Source organism: Clostridium sp. HCS.1, assembly GCF_047900555.1.
Lineage (GTDB): Bacteria > Bacillota > Clostridia > Clostridiales > Clostridiaceae > Clostridium.
In genome coordinates this window covers 661,208-683,325 of sequence record NZ_CP170704.1, presented here as the reverse complement: position 1 = coordinate 683,325, position 22,118 = coordinate 661,208, and the positions used below count along the sequence as shown (strand labels likewise).

The following is a 22,118-nucleotide window of genomic DNA, read 5'->3' as shown; positions in this document are numbered from 1 at the left end:
AATTAGTCTCCTTAAATAAATGGATTATCTATTTCAATTAATTGAGCTTCTGCATCACTAATTCCAGCATAAAGTACTGCTCGATCTTCATTTAAAACTAATCCCCCACTGAAAACTACATCTTCTAAATCTGGTCTCTTTGCTTCTCCAGGTTTAAAATCTTTTCTTATTGCTATAAGCTTTTGATCCTTTACTTCTAATGTATTTATATCTAGCTTAAAAGTCATAGGATAATAATGTCTATTACCAGCATCATCAAAGCAAGCAATATGACCAAGTATTCCTAATGTTGAATGGTCTAAGGCTCTAGCTTCATTAGCTCCTCCCCATTCCTCATCTATAAATAAACTTTCAATAATGGGAGCATCATTTATAATGTCTATAGTTAAATCTTCTAGTTTATCTATTATTGTAAAACCAATTTTACCTCTTCCACCCTTTTCTCCTTGTGGTCTTGTAATTACTCCAATTTTTTTATTCATTAGTTGAACTAATCTTAAATCCTTCATTCCATCAGGACCAACAAAGAATTTTTCTAAAGAGGATATATTTTCTCCCTTATGAAAAACAGTTCTCCATTTTAAAGTGTTTTCTTTTTCTGGATCTGGAAATACTTCAACTCCTCCAATGATTAATTCATTGTCTACCCTAGTAAAAAATGGGTCTTGAAGTTTAAAACTTGGATATTCCTTAACTGGTTCCCATGTATTATCTTTTTTTTCAAAAAAGTAAACTGTAGAATCCTCACTATCTCTAGCCTCTACTCTACCAGCTTTAATAACTTTATCTTCATTAACAAAAGGAGCTGATATATTATAAACATCATTTTCTCCAACATTAACAAATTCTATTTTTTCTACATTATATATATTAATTTCACTATCTAAATACTTCTTTAATAATGTTGAACATGTTTCCTTAATATTCATATGTTTCTCCTCCAATAACTTCCCTAGTAAATTAAATGTTTTTGTTCCCTACTGAATCTCTTTCAACTATTTTTACACTAAGTATTGTTTTTTCATCAGGACAAGTCTTGTTATCTAATCTCCATATTAATCTATCTACTGCCTTTTTCCCCATAAAGTCTTTTTCAACCCTTACTGTTGTTAGCTTAGGTTCAATGAGAGAACCTAAAACTATATCATCAAATCCAACTACTGCTATATCTTTTGGAACTACATATCCAAGTTCCTTTAAAGCTGATATTAATGATATTGCAGCATTATCATTAGAGCAAACAAAAGCTTCAGGTAATACTTTTAAATTTTTCACCTTTTCTTTTATTGCTTCTAAATTCTTGTTTATTATATGTTCTTCGATTTCATATAATATAGAATTACTGTCTATAAATTCATTTAATTCCTTATAGGTTTTAAAATCTAAAAACTTTTTCATTGATTGTATAAATCCAAAATATCTTTCCTTTATACTTAGAGAATAATCTAAATCACCAAAAAAGCCTATATTCTTATAACCTCTCTCAATCAATAGCTTTGTAATATTAAAGCTTCCTAATTTATTATCAGTTAATATACTATCAGTGCTTTCTAATAAAGAAGTATGGTCAACTAAAACTACAGGTATCTTATAAGCTTTTAGCTTTATTAAGTAATCATCTTCTATATTTCCTATTACTATTATTCCGCAAACTTTTTTGCTTTCTATGCAGCTTGGGATACTATCCTCTGATTCATTTATAAGGCATGTAATAATATCATATCCCTTTCGCCTTGATTCTTCTCCAATACTTATCATAATCTTTCCATAGAAATTATTATCCTCAAAGTAATATTCCTTAATGATTACACAAATATTTTTGTTTGCAAAAGTTTTTACAAACTTAGGTGATTTATCTAAATATCCTAATTCCTCTGCCATATCTAGAACTTGTTTTCTAGTCTCCTCACTAACCCCTGCTTTACTATTTAAAGCTAATGATACTGCATTAATTGATATATTTAATTTTTCTGCTATATCCTTCATTGTTATTTTTGCCATACTCAATCTCCTAATAATCCCATCTTATATATTTATTTCTATTAATTAATTCTTTATTAAGTAGTATTAATCCTTTATTTAGGATTACCTTTCTGCATAATTTTCTATATTTTATTTCTACATCGTAAATATATTAAGAGCAGTGCTATAATAAATAACATATTGATTGCAACATAGCAAAATAATAATACCCAATACTTATGTTATTTATCTACTAATATTAATTTATTTTATAAGCTTATAAATCTCTTCAATTTCTATATCTGCTCTACAAACTTTATCATCTGCAGCACCGTAGAATATTTTTACTATTCCATCTTCATAAATACATCCACAGGTAAATACTACATTTCCAAAGAAGCCTTCTTTTTCATAATCTTCTTCTGGTTCTAATATTGGTTCTGTAGTTTTTCCTAATATTTTACTTGGATCATCTTTATCTAATAAAAATGCTCCTAAGCAATATCTATCATTTTCATCTGCTGCATGATAAATCTTAATCCATCCTTTTTCAGTTAAGAAAGGTACTGCACCTCCACCAACTCTTCCATTTTCCCAGGATTTTTCATTTGATACTCCATAGAAATGCTTTTGTTTTCCCCAATGTATTAAATCTAGAGACTCTGCAAGCCACATATCTGGCCCTCCAATTGCTGAAGGAACTGGTCTATTAAATGTCATATACTTTCCATTTATCTTTTCAGGGAATATTGTTACATCTTTGTTTTCAGGAGCAAATATAATTCCATGTCTTTCATAGCTTACAAAATCCTTTGTTGATACTAAGGATGTTGCTGCTCCATTTCTAGTAACTGAAGTATAATTTATATAATAAGTATCTTCTATTTTTGTTACTCTTGGATCTTCTATTCCCCATTCTTCTTCAGAGGCTATTGGTTTAATAAATGCTTCATCATCAATTGTAAAATTTTCTCCATCCTTTGATTTTGCTATTCTAATATGAGATAGTGATGTTAAATAAGCTATCTTTCTTGATCCCTTACTATCTACAGTCCATAAAGAACGTGAGTCTGAATAGTCATACTGTGTATCTCTCTTCTTATTAAAAGAAATAATATCTATAACATCTTTTCCATCTTTATTAACTACTACTGGTATCTTAACTTCGTCTTCATTATCTACTTTTACTGATTCTGCTACTCTACAAAGCAATATATATTCATCATTATATTTACATACTCCACAATTAAATACACCATCTACTTTAAAATCATCTCTGCTAGGCTTAACATCACTTGGCGTTATTAATGGATTTCTTTTACTTCTTTTAACTACTATCTTATTTGTCATATCTAATTCTCCTTTTACTTTAACATAAAGTTTATACCCTCTTTGAAATGTTTAGAGAAACATAAGAACATTATTACTATTGGTAATGTTAGTATTACTGATGCTGCATACATAGGACCTGGTAAATTTCCCATTGGCTTAAATTGTGTTGAAATTAATACATTTAATGTTTGCATATTTATCTTTGGTGATATCAGCATGTCCCACATAAGTTCTGACCATCTTGTCATAAATGTTGATAAAAATACTATAGTAGTAACTGACTTAGTTACTGGAAAGGCTATATGCCATAATATTTTAAGTTCTGAAGCTCCATCTATTCTTGCAGCTTCAAATACAGCATCTGGTAATGACTTAAGATAATTTATATACATAAATATCCCCCAAATTGATACTGATAATGGTAATATCATTCCTAAATATGTGTTTGATAATGGTTTTGAAATAATATATCTAGGAACAAGTAATATAATTACAGGGAAAAACATTTGAAATAGTAATGAATTCATTATAAACTTCTCGCCCCTAAAATTCTTCATCTTAGAAACTGAATAACCAACTAATAATCCAACTAATACTGAAACTATTGCTGTAGGAGCAGAAACTATAAATGAATTAAGTAATGCTTTTATCCACATACTTGCACTTGCTCCACCACTTCCCCCTAATAGATATTCATAACTTTTTAAGGTAAATGCATTTGGAATCATTACTTTATCTGTTTGTTCCCATGGTGCTAGTGATTGAATTATCATATAGAAGTATGGGAATAATGAAATTCCTAGTATTATAATAGTTGCTACTATTACTAAAATAGTTTTTATATTTAACTTTTTTTTCATAACTTATCCTCCAACTTAATATTTACATACCATACTTATTATTAATCTTTTCCATTATAAATGTGATTATCTTAATTGTTACAAAGATATGTACTGCATTAGCTATTGCAATAGCTGCTCCATATCCTGATTGGAAATTTGTAAATGAAGTATTATAAATTTCAAGTTGCCATGTAGTTGTTGATAAATTTGGCCCCCCACCAGTTAATAAATATGGCTCTGTAAAGATACCAAAAGCTAGACCAGCTGCTAAAACAACAACTGTTGTTAATGTTGGTATTATCATTGGTAAAGTTACGCTTATAAACTTTCTTAAACCAGTTACTCCATCTATTTTACATGCATCATGTACATCTTCTGAAATAGACTCTAATGCTGATAATATAAATAGTGCATAATAGCCTGACATCTTCCAAACTATTATTCCAACAACTATAATAAATGACCACTTTGGATCTCTAAACCAGTCAATGTTTATTCCTTTGTTTCTTAAGAAAACATTTAACGCAGAGTTATAACTAAAGAAATATCTAACTACTACTGATACAGCAACACCTGAAGTTAAGTAAGGTATAAAAAATAATACTGATGTGATTCCTTTTACCTTGTCTGGTAACTTATGAACTAAAAGTGCTATAACAATTGCTATTGCTACAGTAAAAAGAACAATAGGTATTAAATATTTAAATGAATTTATAAATGCTGCTTTAATTCTTGGATCTGTAAATAGTAATTTAAAGTTATCTAAACCTATGAAATTTTTATTCTTAGACATTAAGTTCCAGTCAGTCATAGACAACCCAAATGCCCAAAATAATGGTATTAAAAAGAAAATGATTGAATATGCTAAATATGGTATATTAAATAGCCACCCTAAAAATCCACCACTATTTTTTAAACTTTCTATTTTATTCTTCAATTAGTGCCACCCCTTTGTAAATAAAGCAAAGATAAAATTATTCATCTTTGCTTTACTTTAATAAACTATTCTAATCCACCAGCTTGTTTCATTGCTTCAAAAGCTTCATCAACATATTTTGTTGCATCATTTGCCTTTAAGCTATTTGATGATAATGTAGTTTCTAAATATTCAGCTAAACTCTTACCTAATGCTTCTTGTATTTGTGCCATTTTATCGTGTGGCATACATGGAATAGCATATTCTACTTGTTCAGCTAAAGCTTTTAATTCTGCATTTTCTTCTAAATACTTAGCGAACTCTTCATTTTTAACTAAGTCTCCTCTTACTGGTAACATAGTAGTAGCTTCTAACCATTCTAGGTCTGTTTTTGCTGAGTTTTCTTCGTTATATAACCATTTGATAAACTCAATTGCACCTTGATGAATTTCATCTGTAATATTGTCAGATTTATATAAAACTAAACCTTTTGCATCTGCATAGTTATAAGGTTTATCCCCTTCATTCTTCACTATCATTGGACCGTATGTATAATCTTCTCCATAAACTTTTCCACCTTCTCTTAAAGATTGAATTTCCCATGGAGCTGCTATTGTAAATAATACTTGTGGATTTTCTTCTGCCCATATGTTTGGTACTTCTGCTGTTAATAATGTATCTCCTAATGATCCAAAGAATTCAAATGATTCTTTTGCATATTCTTTATCTAAAACTAATTGATTTCCTTCTACCCATGGTTTTCCGCCACTAAATGATAAATAAATATTTTGGAAATCTGATGATCTATCCCACCATTGATCTGGTCTAATTAAAGAGTTTCTATAGAATACATGAGTAACTCCCATAGCTGACATCTTATCTTTATTTTCTTTAAACTTAGCAACCACATTATCAAATTCTGCTTTTGTTTCTGGTGCTTTATCAAATCCTAATTCTTTTAAAGCTTTTGTATTCCATTGTAATATCATTGGGTTAACATACATTGGAATTACATATTGACTTCCTTCAATTTCCCAACCTGGGATTACTGATTCTAATGCTCTATTTTTTACTATATCTTTAAACCACTCTTCATTTTCTAATGAGTAAACTGCTTCTGATTGTGCCAATGTTGTAGCAAATCCTCTATTTATATTTTCTGAGATTGCTGGTGCAGTTCCTGTTGCTAAGGCATTTTGTATTCCAGCTTCTGATGATGGTGTTTCAGGCATTTGTTGAACTTCAAGTTTTACAACCTTGTCACCTACTTTAGTGTTAGTTGCATTAAAGGCTTCTGCTTTGCTTGTCCAAAAATTATATTGAACTTTTTGAGGTGCTGTCCAAAAGTTAACTGTTATAGTATCTCCTGATGAAGCTCCACCATTATCCTTTCCACCTGAGCATCCCACTAATGAAGTTACCATCATTGTAGATAAAGCTAGTGCTGAAATAATCTTAGTAATTTTACTCATAAAAAAATCCTCCCTTAATTTATTAATTATTTTTCTTTTTTACAAACTTTAATTAATTTAACAAATACTTTAATTAATTTAACAAATACTTTAATTAATTTAACAAATACTTTAATTTCATAAATACATTATGGTAAAAGCTTTACAAAATCATTTTGTAAACCTTTCAATTATTATTTTAAATTCAATTTACTTTAATTACAATTGTAATTTACTTTAATTTTCAATTTTTATCTATTTATTATTAAATTAATTTTAAAGTTGATATCTTCTTTTTATATAAAGTACAGTTCATTAAAAATCATTGCTTTACTAAATTAGATTTTTTCATTGTAGTAAAGGGTAATAAGTGATAAACTATATGTATACAGAATTTTCACAATTTTATATATTCTTATGAAGTTAAATATTAAATCACAAAAAAATTATTGTATTTATATCTTACAGCTATGAATCTGCTAATATTGAATCATCTACAGTAGTTGAGACTTTGTTAGTAAAAATGCTAATGGAAATGAATATGTTGATTCTATATTAAAATAAAAGGCAGTCAATTGGCTGTCTTTGTCTTATTTACAGAATAAATTTCAATTTATAAAGATTACTATTAAATTAAAATACATTTAATCTATTATAAGTAAATAAAAGAGGGTGAAAAAATGAATCTCAAAGTAAGGATATCTTTAATCTTAATATTTGTTTTATTAATTACTACATTAGATAAAGTAGTTAGTGCAGATCCTCTACAGGATCAACTACAGGAATACAACCAAAGTATTGAAGAAGATACTTATAAATTAGGTACATATGAAGCCCAAGCAGAGGAATTAAGACTTGCTATTCAAGAGTTAGATAGCAAAATAGAAAATGCAATGTATAGACAAGCTGAAATTGAAGAAGAAATAACTATAATTAATAATTCTATACATGAAAGTAATCTGAAAATTCATCAATACACTGAAGAAATAGCAAAGAGAGAAGCTGATAAAAATGTATTTGTACGTAGTATGTACAAATTCGGGGAATTATCTTATATTGATGTTATTTTTAAATCTGATAATGTATTTGATGCAGCCTATAATTTTTATAATTACTCTGCTTTAGTTAATTCTAGTAAGAAGAATATAGAAGAATTAGATACCTTAAAAAAGGACTTAATAAGTGAAGAAGAAGCCTTGGAACTTAATAAGGCTGAATTAGAAAAGGCTAATAATGAAGCAAAATCAATAGTTGATGATATGACAGCTATGATGAATGAACAACAGGAAAAATTAAGTGAATTAAATGTAATTCACGCTAATTTATCAGATAAAATAGAAAGTGAAAAAGCAGCAGTTTCAAATATAACTTCTAAATTAGAAGAGCAAAGAATTCAAGCTGAACTTGAAAGACAAAGACAAGAAGAGGCAAGGAAACAGGCAGAAGAAGAAGCTAGAAGGCAAGAAGAAGCCAGAAAGCAAGCAGAGGAAGAAGCTAGAAGACAAGAGGAAGCTAACAGGCAAGAAAATTCTCAAAGTAGTTCTGAAAATAATTATGAAAGTGATTATGTTGAACCAAATAGAGGTAGTTATGAAGAAAGTGAAAGTACAAATTATCCAGTATCAAGTAGTTATTCTGCCTCTGAAATTGTAGCTTATGCTAGTCAATTCCAAGGTGTTCCATATGTTTGGGGTGGTACAAGCCCTAGTGGATTTGATTGCTCTGGCTTAGTTCAATATTGCTATGGACAATTTGGATATTATATTCCAAGAGTATCTCAAGACCAACAAAATTTTGGAACAGATGTAAGTTTATCTGAACTTAGAACAGGAGATTTAGTATTTTGGGGAAGACCAGCTACTCATGTGGCTTTCTATATAGATGGAGGTTATATTCTTCATGCCCCTAATACAGGAGATGTTGTAAGAATACAACCTATAAATTTAAACAGTATAACATCTGCCAAAAGAATTATTAATTAATTTCCAATTTTATTTAATTAATAAAAATTCAAAAGTTTCATTATTTCAGCAACTCTATAACCTACAATGGTAAAAACTTTTAATAAGTGATTAAAATATTACTTATGTATATTAAATAGCTACTCAATATAAAAATGTGTGAAATGAAAGAAAGGAGTGAAAAAAAATGAAAAAAATAGTTATAATTAGTCTTTGTTTTGCTTTGATAACAACACTATTTATTGGATGTAGTTCCTCTAAAACAAGTAATGATAATAATACCACTGAAAAGCAAATACCTGATTTGACTGGTGAATGGAAACAAGAAAATAGTAAATCTGATGATTCTTATCAGTCTGCAACAATAATTGGTGATACTATTACAATTTATTGGGTAAGTGATAATGGTGAAACAAAATCACTTTATTGGGCTGGCTCTTTTATAGCTCCAACAACTGCTGACGAACCTTATTCATGGGATTCAGAGAATGACCACAGTAAAACTGATAGTTCTTTGCTTGCTTCTAGTGATGATACTAAAACTATGACATATGAAAATGGTGTATTAAGTTATGAAGCTTCAGCAATGGGTACCACTACTAAGATTAAGCTTAAAAAACAACAATAATTATAAATAATAATTATAAATAATAATTATAAATAATAATTATTATAATTACATATACTAAGTATAACTTCATTATATAATAGCACCTCTACCAAATAGGGATGATATGCTGCTGTCGCAACAATACTTGTAATATATTGTTGGCAGCATTTTTTTCCAGTTTTTTGGACCCCAGGGGAATTAACTCCCCTGGGGTCCAATTTTTTACAGTAGCTTGCTTAATACATAGTCTACTTCTATATTGGTTGTTATAAGTAGTCCTTCTTCGTCTACATCGAATAAATGATTATGATGCTCAGCTGCAGTATTTGAGTTACCTGAATTCCTAGTTCCTACATGAATATATGTGCCTGGAACCTCTAATAAAAATTCTGCAAAATCATCTGCTCCTAATCTCTTTGGAGAATTAGTTATTACATTATCTTCACCAACTATATTATTTGCTATAGTTGCTACTTCTTCACTAACTTTTTCATCATTTATAAGTGGTGATGCATAATCTTTAAATTCTACTGAAACCTCTGCTCCATATATTTCTCCTATGGATTTTGCTATCTTCTCTACATTTTTATTAGTCTTTTCCCTTGTTTCAAAGGAGAATGTTCTTGTTGTTCCTTCTAATACAACTTCTTCTGCTACTGCATTATAAATTGTTCCCCCAGTAATTGTACCGACACCTACTACAACTGTATCAACAGGGTCTGTTTGTCTACTTACTATTGATTGCAAATTAATAACTATTTGGCTTGCAATATATAAGGCATCTATTGATAAATGTGGTACAGATACATGTCCTCCTTTTCCCTTAACTTTTATTTTAAAATAATCACAAGAAGCTGCTATAGGTCCACTTGTTACTGATACTTGTCCAACATCTAAATGAGAGGATACATGTGCTCCTAGTATTTCTTCTACCCCATCTAATGCTCCCTCTTTTATAAATATCTTAGCACCTTGTCCAATTTCTTCTGCTTGTTGGAAAAATAGTCTTACTTCCCCATTTAGTTCATTCGCTCTCTCTTTTAATATCTTTGCAGCTCCAAGAAGACTAGAAGTATGAGCATCATGACCACAAGCATGATGATATCCTTCATTTTGTGATTTATATTCTACATCCTTATCATCTGGAACTTTAAGAGCATCAATATCAGCTCTTAAAGCTATTACTTTATTTGATTCACTATTACCTTTTATTATTCCTAAAACCCCTGTTTCTCCTACTCTCTTATGTGGAATATTTAATTTATCTAATTCTTCTTCAATTCTTTTTGCTGTTTTATATTCTTTTAAACTAACCTCGGGATGTTTATGAAATTCTCTTCTTAGAGAAATAATATAATCTTTTTCTTTTAATACATAATCTTTTATACTCATTAAATTTGCCCCCTTCTGTTTCTATTAATATTTTTACTTATAATCCTATTACTGTTGCTATATATAACACTATTTCCAAGTTGGTAAATAAGCACCCTTATATTGCTCTTTTATTACCTTTGCCACTTCATCAGATCTATATGCATCTACAACTTTTTTATAAGTTTCATTATCTTTATCCTCTGTTCTTGCAACAATTACATTAATATATGGATTATCACTACCTTCATTTGCTTTTTCTAAATAAATGGCATCCTCATTTGGATTAAATCCTGCATCAACAGCGTGTCCACCATTTATAAATGCTGCTGCTACATCATCTAATAATCTTGGAGTTTGAGCTGCTTCTACTTCTACAAATTTAATATTCTTAGGATTTTCAGTAATATCACTTAAAGTTGGTGTATATCCTGCTGACTCCTTTACCTTTATAATCCCTGCAGTTTCTAATACTTTAAGAGACCTTCCTCCATTAGTTGCATCACTTGGTATTGCAATTGAATCTCCCTCTTTTAACTCCTCTAAAGATTTTATTTTATTAGAATATAATCCAAGAGGAGCTATTATTGTTTCTCCTATAACTGATAAATCAAGATTTCTATCTTTAATATCTTGATTTAAATATGCATAGTGCTGGAAGGAATTTAAATCTATTTCTTTATCTGCTAAGGCTTGATTAGGCTGTGTATAATCTGAAAAAGTTACAAGCTCTAGTTTTATACCTTCTTCCCCAAGTTTCTTTATTACAGGCTCCCATTGATCTGTATTTTCACCAACTACCCCAACTTTAACAACATTACTATCATTATTAGCTTCCTTTGCCCCACAGCCTGCTAATGATAATACTAATACTCCTGATAATAAAATACTTAATAATTTCTTTGTTTTCATATTTCAAATCTCCTTTTCATTTATTGCTTATTTTTTATTGCTTATTTTTTATTACTTATTGCTTTTTAACTATTTACTCCCCAAACTTCTTACCTCTTACCTATTACTTAACTAATGTGTTGTTTTTTTAATTATTATATTTCCTGCCCCCTGAATTATATTTACAAAAATAAGTAGTATTATCACAGTTACAAAGGTAATATCTATTTGATATCTTTGATAACCATATCTTATAGCTAAATCACCAAGACCCCCGCCCCCTACTGATCCTGCCATAGCTGTTAGCCCTACTAAACTTACAAAGGTTATAGTGGTTGCTCTTACTATATTAGGTATACTTTCTTTTAAATAAACTCTAAAAATTATTTCAAAGGGTGATGATCCCATGGACTCTGCTGCTTCTATTATCCCCTTATCAACTTCTGATAAAGCACTTTCTATCTGCCTTGCAAAGAAGGGGATAGTTCCTAATACTAGTGGTACAAAAGAACCCTTTGTTCCAATGGCAGTTCCTACTAATAATCTTGTTAATGGAATTGCTGCTGCTAGTAAAATGATAAAGGGAATAGATCTTGTAATGTTTATTATTTTTTCTAGCACATAATATATAGCTTTATTTTCTAATATATTTCCTTTCTTTGTTACAACTAAAACTACCCCTAATAAAATTCCTATAAAAAAGGAGATAGCCCCTGCCACTAAAATCATAATTAAAGTTTCCAAAGTAGCATTATAAATTTCTGGTAGCTTTGTTATTGCATTAGGCAATAATTTTTGTACTAATTCTGCCATCCTTAATTACCTCCACTTCTACTTTATTTTCTTTAAGATAAGCTATAACCTTATTAACTTGTGCTTCTTCTCCTCTAATGATTACTATAAGGCCTCCAAGCGGCATGTCTTGAATTATTTCTATATTTCCAAAGATAATGCTTGTATCTACATTGAATTCCCTAGATACTATTGAAATTATTGGTTCACTTGTACTATTTTCTAAATATTTTAGTTTTAATATTTTTTCATTTTCCTTTATATCTACCACTGAAGATTCTTCTTTAATTAAGTCATAAATATTAGTTAATAATGAAGTACTGTCTATAAAGTTCTTTGTTATCTTTTCCTTTGGTTCTGAGAAGATTTTAAATATATTTCCTTCTTCAACAACTCTTCCATTTTCCATTACAGCAGCTCTTGTACATATTTCCTTAACCACTTGCATTTCATGAGTTATTATCACTATTGTTATTCCAAATTTTTTATTTACTTCTTTTAAAAGTCTTAATATTGATTTTGTAGTTTGAGGGTCTAAAGCACTAGTTGCTTCATCACAAAGTAAAACCTTTGGATCATTTGCTAAAGCCCTTGCAATTCCTACTCTTTGCTTTTGTCCCCCACTTAGCTCTGAAGGATATACCTTTGCTTTATCTTCTAATTCAACTAATTTTAATAAATCATTAACCTTTTTATTTATCTCTTCCTTTGAGTATCCCTTTCCCTTAAGTGGATAAGCTATATTTTCAAATACAGTTCTAGACCTCATAAGATTAAAATGTTGAAATATCATTCCTATCTTCTTTCTTTCTTCCCTAAGCTCCTTATTTGATAAAGTTCCAAGGTCCTTTCCATCAACAATTACTTCTCCATTAGTTGGCTTTTCCAAAAAATTAATGCATCTTACTAATGTAGATTTCCCAGCTCCACTAAAGCCAATAATTCCATAAATCTCGCCTTTTTTAATGTTTAGTGTTACATCCTTTAACGCTTCTACTTCCCCAGCTTTACTACTATAAGTTTTGTTTAGATTTTTTAATAAGATCATAATTTCCCTCCTTTTATAAAAAAATGTATAGAAAATGAGATAGATGTTATATTCTACGCGACCTCGCAAGCTCAAAGTCGCTAGAATATAACATCTATCTCCTTGAGCACTAAAGGAAAGGAATTTACAAAAAATTATACCTAGGGTAATATTTTTATAAATTCCTGTAAAATAAAAAAACTGCCTTCCTAAAAAATAAGAAAGCAGTGTAATATACACATGTTTAATTCAAATCTTTCAGACGCAGTAGTCACTGCAGGAATAGTACTAATGCATAATGCATAATTGATAATGCGTAATTGTTGAAATAATTCAGGCAAGCTGAATTATGAAAATTATACATTATTCCCTTCGCTTTATTAACTTTGCATAACCATTGAAATGCTTTAGGTAATATGAATAATGAAACAAATAAATTCCGTTAAAATTTACTTCTTCATTCTTTAATTCTTTCATTCTTTCATCTATTAAAATAAATTCTGAAAGAATTTACACCTTAATTAAGCATTAAGCATTATGCATTATCAATTCTGCGATAGCACTTTAGACTTCCTTGGGCCAGTCCCTCCGTCTTTCATGATTGAATATTTAATTATTAATATACATTTTATATATCCATTTTGATTTTGTCAATATAATTTTTATTGTAATTTTCTTTTTTTAAATAAATTAGTTCCTAATAATCCTAAAGCTATAATGGATAAAATTAAATATACTAATCCAAATACTTTTATTCCATAATTACTATATAACTCTCCTGTAGTTAGATTTAAAACACTTGGTAAAATAGTAGCAGAAAGTGAATTCATTAATATAAATGCTATAATATGCTGCTCTTGAGGTACAATGTTACCAACTATTTTATTTTGTATTTGCAATACTATTCCTGTTACTATTCCATGAAGCATTGTTATAATTAATATTACTATATAAGAATTTGTAAAAATCATTATTGCCCATCTAACTATAAGTACTATTAGTGATATCAATAATGCTATATCCGTTCTTTCAAAGAATTTAATTTTCTCATAAGTTAATAAGATAATAACTTCAAATATTACCATCATAAATGGAATAAGACTTATAACTGCATCTGATATTTTTAAATCTATTAACATTATTTGAATTCCATACCCAGCAGCAGCATTTTGAGTCCCCCAAATAATTGAGATTATTATTAAATACTTTAAGTATTTTTTATTTTTTAATAACTGCAATATAGATTTTAAAAGTCCTTTTTTATCTTTTCTGCTTCTTTCTGTTTCTTCTATAAGGTCTTCTTCATCTTCTGAAAGTTTATTAAGTAAAAAAATACTAAGTATTATTAAACTACTTCCCACTATTATGGCTAAATAAATACCTCCAAGCTTTATTGCTATTGGTGCTATTATTCCTGCAAGGCCAAATCCAATAGTTAACATCACTCTAATTTTTCCATAAGAACCTTCATTAGATTTTGATATATTTAATAAATACTTATCATTTAATGTTCCTCCAGGCTGAAGTAAAATACTTCTTACTAGATTAATTATAAAAAATAAAACAAAATTATTTATTAAAGTTAACATAATCATAGTAACTACATTGGACAGATTAATGAATTTACTAATCTTAGTTACATCCTTATATTTATCTAGTATACTTCCCCAAATTAAAAATAAAGGAAGTACTATTAATGGTGTTGTTCCTACAATAAAACTAATTTGCTTTGCATCAAAGCCCTTTATAAAACTTAGAAATATTACAAAAACACTTCCAATAATATTAGCTCCTAGTGAAGAAACAAGAAGATATTTTGAAAACTTCTTAGAAAGAGAGTCCATACAAATCCTCCTTTTTATAAATACTCAGTTATTAGTATCAGCTTTTATAATTTAAAAATTCATTTAACTAAATATTTATAAAACCTACAGGCTGATTTTCATCCATCTTTCCTGCCACTGGTATACATTCTACTAATCTTAATCTACTAATATTAATCTACTAATATTAATCTACTATTCATAATATTTTCTTCCATAAAACAAAAAAACTGTAAGAAGATTTAATCTCCCTACAGTTTTATTTTACATTTTATTACATATAATCCTTATTCTGTTCCCCAGGGGAATATAGGGGGGTTATACCTCTAAATATTGTGATTTATATAGATTATAATATAATCCTTCTTTCTTTAGTAGCTCTTTATGAGTACCTTCTTCTAGGATGTTTTTATCTCCTATAAACATTATTTTATCTGAGTTAACTATAGTTGATAGTCTATGGGCTATTACAAAGGATGTTCTTCCCTTTAGTAGTTCTTCTATTCCTTTTTGTAACAAAGCTTCTGTTTCTGTATCTATACTTGCTGTTGCTTCATCTAAAATTAGTATTCTAGGATTTGATAGTAGTACTCTTGCAAAGGATATAAGTTGCTTTTGTCCCACTGATAATCCTGTTCCTTGCTCATTTAATTTAGTGTAATATCCATCATTAAATTCCTTTATAAAGTCATCTGCTCTAACTATCTTAGCTGCTTCTATTACTTCTTCATCAGTAGCATCTAACCTACCATATCTTATGTTTTCCATTATAGTTCCAGAGAAAACAAAGGGATCTTGAAGCATAACACCTATTTCTTTTCTTAAAGATTTTAAGGTTACATCATTTATATTTATTCCATCAACTAGAATTTCTCCAGACTTTATTCTATAAAATCTTGAAAGCAAATTAACTATTGTGGTTTTTCCTGCCCCTGTTGGCCCAACTAAGGCTATTTTTTCACCAGCTTTAATGTTCATATTTATATTTTCTAAAATAGGAATATCTTTTTCATATTCAAAATGCACATTTTTGAATTCTACATTACCATTAACATCTTTAAGCTCTATAGCATCACTTGCATCATACTCTGGTTCTTCGTCCATAGCTTCAAATATTCTTTCTAAGTAAGCCATTGCATTAATTAAGGTATTATAGAAATTTCCTATATTCATTATTGGAGCCCAGAATATCCATACATATGAAATAAAAGCTGCTATTAATCCTAAAGAAACTGAATCTCTAAATACTAAGATTCCAAAAATATAAATTAAAGATATTGATGTTACTGAAATAATATCTATACTTGGCCAAATTAGAAAATTAAATCTAACTGCCTTCATCCAGGAATCACTATTTTCAAAGCATAGTTCCTTAAAGGTATCCATACTTTCTCTTTTTCTTGAGAAGGATTGTGTTACTCTTACCCCATTTATACTTTCATGAATATAAGCATTTAAGTTTGATTGCTTTGCACTTAATCTTTGGAAAGCCCTTCTTTGTGCATTTTTTATAGACATCATCACTATCATAAGTATAGGAATACCAATTAAAGTAACTAAGGTTAACTTTATACTTAGGAATGACATAAATACTATTGCCAAAACTAAAGTAACCATATCTGCAATTAAATTTACAAAACCATTAGATAATATATCACTAAGTGAGTTAATATAGTTAACTACCCTTACTAATATTTTTCCATGAGGTCTTGAATCATAATAATTAAAAGGAACAAATTGTAGATTCTTAAATAAATCATATCTCATATCTACTAATATATTTTGTCCAACATTTCCCATAGTGGACATTCTATGCTTCATAATTATTGCTATAGTTATAAATATCATTATATATAAAACTGAAATCAATGCTAAATTCTTAATATCCTTATTTGGTATAAAGTTATCTAATGCTGATTTAATTATTACTGGTCCTAATAAGGCAAGTGAACTTGAAATTAACATTAAAATAACTGAAGTAGTTATTTTAGTTTTATAAGGTTTCATGTATTTTAGTAATCTTTTTAAATAGCCTAAATTAAAGCCCGTTTCTAATTCTTCATCTACATCATATTTATTTCTAGCCATTTATACCCCTCCAATCCTTATATCTAAATTGCCATATTGAGTATAAAATATATTTGAATAGTATCCACCCTTTTGTACTAACTCCTCATGAGTGCCTCTTTCTACTATTTCTCCATTATCTAATACTAAAATTAAGTCAGCTTGCTTTAATGAGGAAATTCTATGGGCAATTATAAATGTAGTTTTCTTTTCCTTCATATTCTTTAACTCATATTGTATTTTCTTTTCTGTTTCCATATCAACAGCAGAAGTTACATCATCTAGTACAAAGATTGTAGCATTTTTCATCATTGCCCTTGCTAATGACACTCTTTGTTTTTGTCCTCCTGAAAGTCCTACTCCTCTTTCCCCTACTATAGTTTCATAACCTTCATCAAGTCTCTTTATAAAATCATGAGCCTGTGCCTTTTTAGAAACCTTCTTTATTTCAGAAAAACTTGCCTTTGGATTACTAAAGGCTATATTATCTTTAATTGTATCTGAAAATAAGAATATGTCTTGCATAGCTGTTGCAATATTTCCTCTTAAAATATCCAAGTCTATATCCTTTATATTAATTCCATCAATATAAATATCACCTTCTGTGGCATCATAAAATCTTGAAAGTAAATTAATTATAAGAGATTTACCTGAACCTGTATGTCCAACTAAGCCAACTGTTTGTCCTGCTTTAACCTTAAAGGAAATATTATTTATAACCTTTCTACCTTCTAAGGTTAAACTTACATTTTTAAATTCTATATTACCTTCAAACTTGTTAACATTATAAACATTGTTCTTATTTATTATGCTACTTTCTGTATTTAGTAATTCCATAATTTTAGCTGAAGATGCTATAAATCTTTGAGCATCATTAATTAAATATCCACACATTCTCATTGGGTTATTTAATGCCCATAGTAAGCTACTAAAAATAATAAGCTCTCCAAAAGTTATCTTTCCTAATGAAACTAAAATTCCACCAACTAGAATCATAATTACAGAAAGGCTATTAGATAAGAACTCAAGCTTTGGGATATATTTTTTAGTAACTCTTATAGTATCCAAGTTTCTATTTTTATAATTCTCATTTTCTTTAGTGAATTTATTAATTTCAAACTCTTCTCTTCCAAAGGCTCTTACCACTCTATTACCACTTATATTTTCTTGAACCACTGAATTTAACCTTGAATAAGCTTCTCTTATATTATAGAAGGTTGGTGAAATTTCCTTACTCATTTTAAAAGTTAAGAATCCAATCATTGGTGCAATTAAAAGCATAAATAAAGTTAAAATGTAATTTACATACATCATTGAAATAATAGCAAAACTAAAAGTTGTTATAGCTGATAAAATATTATAAACAACCCAAGCAATAAAATGTCTTATGGCATCAGTGTCTCCTGTCATTCTTGCCATAAGATCCCCAGTCTTTACTCTACTATAGAAATTAACATCTAAATTTAAGAGCTTATCATATAAATCTGTTCTTATTTTAAATAGAACATCTTGTGAAATGTGTTCCAAAATCATTTGATAGCTAAAGGTTATAATTCCCTTAACAGCTACAATAGATATCATTATTGAAACAAGAGGAATAAGTAATGATGTTTCACCATTGCCAAAAACCTTATCAATAATTCTACCAGTAATAAATGGATTTACCATATTAATTGCCGAAGTAATTAATACCAAGAATAATGCAAAGAAATATTTAAACTTGTGTTTTTTTAAATAACTAAATATCCATTTTATGCTATCCATAATCAAGCCTCCTTTATATTGTTTATTTATAATTTGTATTTTTAATAATTAAGTATCTTTTAAAAATATCAATAATATATTTCTTCTTATATTATTTATTTCTATGTAAGATTATAGCTAAGTTATTGAAAATAAAAATGTATTATATTAAACTTTAAATGTATATTATTATACATTTAAAAGTAACATTTATGAAGGGTATCGATATGAGTAAAATATATACAAACATAGACAATTATAATCCTCAAATTCTTTTTGTAATAGATGGATCTTGTTCCCCTGAAATTCCTACTCCAGAAACTAATTATCACTGTCATAATGACTTTGTTGAGCTTTCCTTTATAACTTCTGGCTCAGTAGATTATTTAATTGAAGGTGAAAAATATACTTTGAGGAAAGGACAAGTTTTAGTATCTAACCCAGGAGTTTATCATAGAGAACTTTTCGATTCTAATACTAGATGCAGAGAACTTCATATTGGAGTAACTAATTTAAACTTATTTAGTAACTCTAAAAAGGACTATATTGATGTTGGAGATAAAAATGTATTAACCTTTGTGAAATACAAGGATGATATTATAAAGACTTGCTTAGAAATAGTTGAAGAACAAAAATATTATAATAATAGTTCTCCCTTTATGTTAAAGGCTCTAGTAATGAAATTATTAATCCTTTTACATAGGGAAATAAACGAAGAATCTCCTAATTCTGATTCCCATGAATTTTCCTTTAAATCTCGTGAGAAAAAAGAATTAGTTGAAGGAATAACTAAATACTTAAATGAGAATTATGTACAAGATATATCCTTATATACACTTTCAAAAAATATGTATTTAAGTCCTGTTTATATATCTAAGATTTTTAAAGAAGTAATGGGTGATTCCCCTATTAATTATTTAATACAAATAAGGCTTACAAAATCAAAGGAATTATTAGAGGACACAAAGCTTTCAATAAAAACTATAGCAAAGATGGTGGGGTATGATGATCCTTATTATTTCAGTAAGCTTTATAAAAAATATTATGGAGTTTCTCCAAACAAAACAAGAAACAACTTAAGATAATGCATAATGCATAATGGGTAATGCATAATTAAGGTGAAAACTCCTTTCGGAGTTTTGCAAAATGAAAGAATTAAAAATATCTTTGCTGAAGCAAATCGAAATGAAAAAATGAAAGAATAAAGGAATAAATACCTTTGGAATTTATATTTAATTTCAACTGATATTTTTGATTTTCTTCCCATAAAAAATACTCCCTTCATAGTAATAACAGTTTTATTATTTTAACTGTCTACTATAAAGGGAGCATATCAAATTCCTGGGCTTTAGTTAGTTATATATTAAATCTATTTTCTATATTGTAATCATAATTTATAATGTTTTAATTAAATAAATTCATTATATTTTTGATATTACTAAAATCATTTTATATTAACTTCCTTTTCAAATAGTAATTTATCTTTAGAAGAATTGCTGTAGATACTAATTATTAATTCATCACCTTCCAAATTAATTTTAGTAAATATAGTTTCAGATGAAGTTTCACCCCATTTTCCTTCTTTTGGATTAAGGCTATTTCCATATTTATCAGTAACTCTTACCTCATATGAACCAGGGTCTGCTCCAGTTTGATGAAAAGTTGTTACATTTACTTCAAAAGGAGTAATAATAACCTCTCCAATACCATATCCATCATTATTAGTAGAATTTATTTCAATACTCTTAGATAAGTTTTCTTCTTTATTTACTTTAGCTTTAAATCCCCAATCTCCTACTCTCATCAATTCAGCTCTATCATCACCGACGTTAGGGAAACATCTAAATAAGTTAATTAATATTTCAAACTCAAAAGAATCTGGTATTGGAGCATTTAATAAGCTTAAATTGTATTTTTCTACACCTTTAAATGTATTATCATCTGTAAATATACCTTCAAGACCAGATATTCCTGAAGAGTCTGGCTTCTCATCTGTGAAGCTTAACTTTTCATTATGCTCATATAAGAGTTGTCTTTCATTAATTGGTATTTCTTTTGTTCTAAAAGGAGTATCACTTTTTACAATATATGATGCATATAGATATTTACCATCAAATATAATATCTTCTAGTGTTACTTCAACACCATTATTTTTTATTGTTTCATTTATAGTTCCATAGTTAACACCTTTTCCAGCATTAATTATCCTGTTCTGCAAATGCTGAAATACTTTTTCTAATGGTGGTATTACACTTGCAATAGTTGGCTTAGTGACACCTAATATAATAAAACAAGTTAATCCAGCAGCTATTATGGCTGAAACCTTCTTAGTTCTTTTTTTATTTTTCAATTTATATGCTTTGTTAAATGAATCTTCTATAAATTCGTCTATATTATCAGGTATTTTTATATTATTAAAATCTTTTTTATTCATCTAAATAATCCTCCTTTAATATCCTTTTTAATGAAGCTTTTGCTCTAGTAAGATATGTTTTAACTGTATTTTCAGGAAGACTCATTATTTCAGAAATATCCTTAATCTTCATATCATTAAAATACTTCATTATTATTACAGTTTTATAATTTTCTTTAAGCAAATCAACTGCATTATATAAATCTATTTTTTCTTCTATGGAAACACCTGAAATAGGTTGTATTACACTATGTTCTTCTCCCAATTGTTCCCTTTTAGAATTAATTTTGTTCATATCAATAGCTACGTTTATTAATACTCTAGTTATCCAGGTTTTAAAGTAACTTGGATTTTTTAGCTTATTAATATTAAAAACTCCTTTTACTATTGTCTCTTGCAGTATTTCTAAAGCCTTTTCTTCATCTTTTACATACATATATGCTATTTTATATAAATCAACTTTATATTTTTTAAAAATGTAAATAAAAGAGTTCTTATCTCCATTTATAGCTTTTTTTACAAGCATATTTTCATCAAAAGTAGTGATTACATTATCCTTTACATTTAAAATATTATCCATATTTCCCTCCCTAGCATCGATGCTTTCACTTATTAGACTTTTTGAAACTAATTAATGTTTCAAAAATTTTATTATTTATATAAAATAATCATTTTTTTTTTAATTCAATGATATATGGTTATGTATAATAATATCGTAAAATAATATATTAAAAAAAGGACCGATATATTGGTCCTTTTAGTTCGTAATAGTTTAAAAATTATTCTTTCCTATTTCTTTTAATTTTCTAAATCTTAGCTTTTAGTATTTGTAATTTTTTATTCAAGTCCAATTTGACTTTATTTTTTATTATTCATCTATACCTCCTAACATTTTATATTACATATATAAAGAATGT

The 22,118-nt window shown here is 28.2% G+C and carries 18 protein-coding genes; 3 read left to right on the top strand and 15 right to left on the bottom strand.

Annotation, left to right across the window (positions count from 1 at the left end):
- Positions 1–11: 11 nt before the first annotated feature.
- From ACFYH6_RS03255 to ACFYH6_RS03230, 6 genes are all read right to left on the bottom strand, one after another.
- The gene (locus ACFYH6_RS03255; RefSeq protein WP_416179123.1) at positions 12–929 is read right to left on the bottom strand and encodes a DUF1861 family protein; all 918 of its coding nucleotides are present in this window, start codon (positions 927–929) and stop codon (positions 12–14) included.
- Between the two features lie 31 nt (positions 930–960).
- Positions 961–2,001: a LacI family DNA-binding transcriptional regulator gene (locus tag ACFYH6_RS03250; RefSeq protein WP_416179124.1), complete on the bottom strand. Its 1,041-nt coding sequence runs from the start codon at positions 1,999–2,001 to the stop codon at positions 961–963.
- Between the two features lie 225 nt (positions 2,002–2,226).
- Positions 2,227–3,312 carry a glycoside hydrolase family 130 protein gene (locus tag ACFYH6_RS03245; protein ID WP_416179125.1) on the bottom strand — a complete coding sequence of 362 codons (1,086 nt, stop codon included), beginning with the start codon at positions 3,310–3,312 and terminating at the stop codon, positions 2,227–2,229.
- Positions 3,313–3,326: 14 nt separating this feature from the next.
- A complete protein-coding gene (locus ACFYH6_RS03240) occupies positions 3,327–4,154 on the bottom strand; it encodes a carbohydrate ABC transporter permease (RefSeq protein WP_416179126.1) in 828 nt (275 codons plus the stop codon).
- A 22-nt stretch (positions 4,155–4,176) separates the two neighbouring features.
- On the bottom strand, positions 4,177–5,073 hold the full coding sequence (locus ACFYH6_RS03235; RefSeq protein WP_416179127.1) for a carbohydrate ABC transporter permease: 897 nt from the start codon (positions 5,071–5,073) through the stop codon (positions 4,177–4,179).
- 65 nt (positions 5,074–5,138) lie between these two features.
- Positions 5,139–6,524 carry an ABC transporter substrate-binding protein gene (locus ACFYH6_RS03230; protein ID WP_416179128.1) on the bottom strand — a complete coding sequence of 462 codons (1,386 nt, stop codon included), beginning with the start codon at positions 6,522–6,524 and terminating at the stop codon, positions 5,139–5,141.
- Between the two features lie 659 nt (positions 6,525–7,183).
- Here ACFYH6_RS03230 and ACFYH6_RS03225 point away from each other — a divergent pair.
- The gene (locus ACFYH6_RS03225) at positions 7,184–8,485 is read left to right on the top strand and encodes an NlpC/P60 family protein (protein WP_416179129.1); all 1,302 of its coding nucleotides are present in this window, start codon (positions 7,184–7,186) and stop codon (positions 8,483–8,485) included.
- Positions 8,486–8,651: 166 nt separating this feature from the next.
- A complete protein-coding gene (locus ACFYH6_RS03220) occupies positions 8,652–9,092 on the top strand; it encodes a hypothetical protein (RefSeq protein WP_416179130.1) in 441 nt (146 codons plus the stop codon).
- A gap of 204 nt (positions 9,093–9,296) precedes the next feature.
- Here the strand turns inward: ACFYH6_RS03220 and ACFYH6_RS03215 are convergent, their stop codons facing one another.
- The 7 genes from ACFYH6_RS03215 to ACFYH6_RS03185 form a co-directional block, all read right to left on the bottom strand.
- Positions 9,297–10,466 carry a M20 metallopeptidase family protein gene (locus ACFYH6_RS03215; RefSeq protein ID WP_416179131.1) on the bottom strand — a complete coding sequence of 390 codons (1,170 nt, stop codon included), beginning with the start codon at positions 10,464–10,466 and terminating at the stop codon, positions 9,297–9,299.
- 69 nt (positions 10,467–10,535) lie between these two features.
- Positions 10,536–11,357, bottom strand: coding sequence for a MetQ/NlpA family ABC transporter substrate-binding protein (locus ACFYH6_RS03210; protein WP_416179132.1), 822 nt, complete (start codon positions 11,355–11,357; stop codon positions 10,536–10,538).
- A 111-nt stretch (positions 11,358–11,468) separates the two neighbouring features.
- Entirely contained in the window at positions 11,469–12,149 is a 681-nt protein-coding gene (locus ACFYH6_RS03205; protein ID WP_416179133.1) for a methionine ABC transporter permease, read from the bottom strand.
- Positions 12,118–13,176 (bottom strand): methionine ABC transporter ATP-binding protein, encoded by a 1,059-nt coding sequence (locus ACFYH6_RS03200; RefSeq protein WP_416179134.1) that lies wholly within the window; start codon positions 13,174–13,176, stop codon positions 12,118–12,120. Before ACFYH6_RS03200 ends, ACFYH6_RS03205 begins: the two co-directional genes overlap by 32 nt.
- Before the next feature lie 641 nt (positions 13,177–13,817).
- Complete coding sequence (locus ACFYH6_RS03195; protein ID WP_416179135.1) at positions 13,818–14,999, bottom strand: MFS transporter; 1,182 nt, start codon at positions 14,997–14,999, stop codon at positions 13,818–13,820.
- Positions 15,000–15,296: 297 nt separating this feature from the next.
- Positions 15,297–17,066 carry an ABC transporter ATP-binding protein gene (locus ACFYH6_RS03190; RefSeq protein ID WP_416179136.1) on the bottom strand — a complete coding sequence of 590 codons (1,770 nt, stop codon included), beginning with the start codon at positions 17,064–17,066 and terminating at the stop codon, positions 15,297–15,299.
- Entirely contained in the window at positions 17,067–18,809 is a 1,743-nt protein-coding gene (locus ACFYH6_RS03185; RefSeq protein WP_416179137.1) for an ABC transporter ATP-binding protein, read from the bottom strand. It lies immediately after the preceding gene.
- A gap of 206 nt (positions 18,810–19,015) precedes the next feature.
- On the opposite strand from ACFYH6_RS03185, the gene ACFYH6_RS03180 reads away from it, so the two are divergent.
- The gene (locus ACFYH6_RS03180; protein ID WP_416179138.1) at positions 19,016–19,873 is read left to right on the top strand and encodes an AraC family transcriptional regulator; all 858 of its coding nucleotides are present in this window, start codon (positions 19,016–19,018) and stop codon (positions 19,871–19,873) included.
- Between the two features lie 359 nt (positions 19,874–20,232).
- On the opposite strand, the gene ACFYH6_RS03175 is transcribed toward ACFYH6_RS03180, so the two are convergent.
- Positions 20,233–21,222, bottom strand: a complete 990-nt coding sequence (locus ACFYH6_RS03175; RefSeq protein ID WP_416179139.1) for a DUF4179 domain-containing protein — start codon at positions 21,220–21,222, stop codon at positions 20,233–20,235.
- Positions 21,215–21,781, bottom strand: a complete 567-nt coding sequence (locus tag ACFYH6_RS03170; protein WP_416179140.1) for a sigma-70 family RNA polymerase sigma factor — start codon at positions 21,779–21,781, stop codon at positions 21,215–21,217. Before ACFYH6_RS03170 ends, ACFYH6_RS03175 begins: the two co-directional genes overlap by 8 nt.
- Between the last annotated feature and the right edge of the window lie 337 nt (positions 21,782–22,118).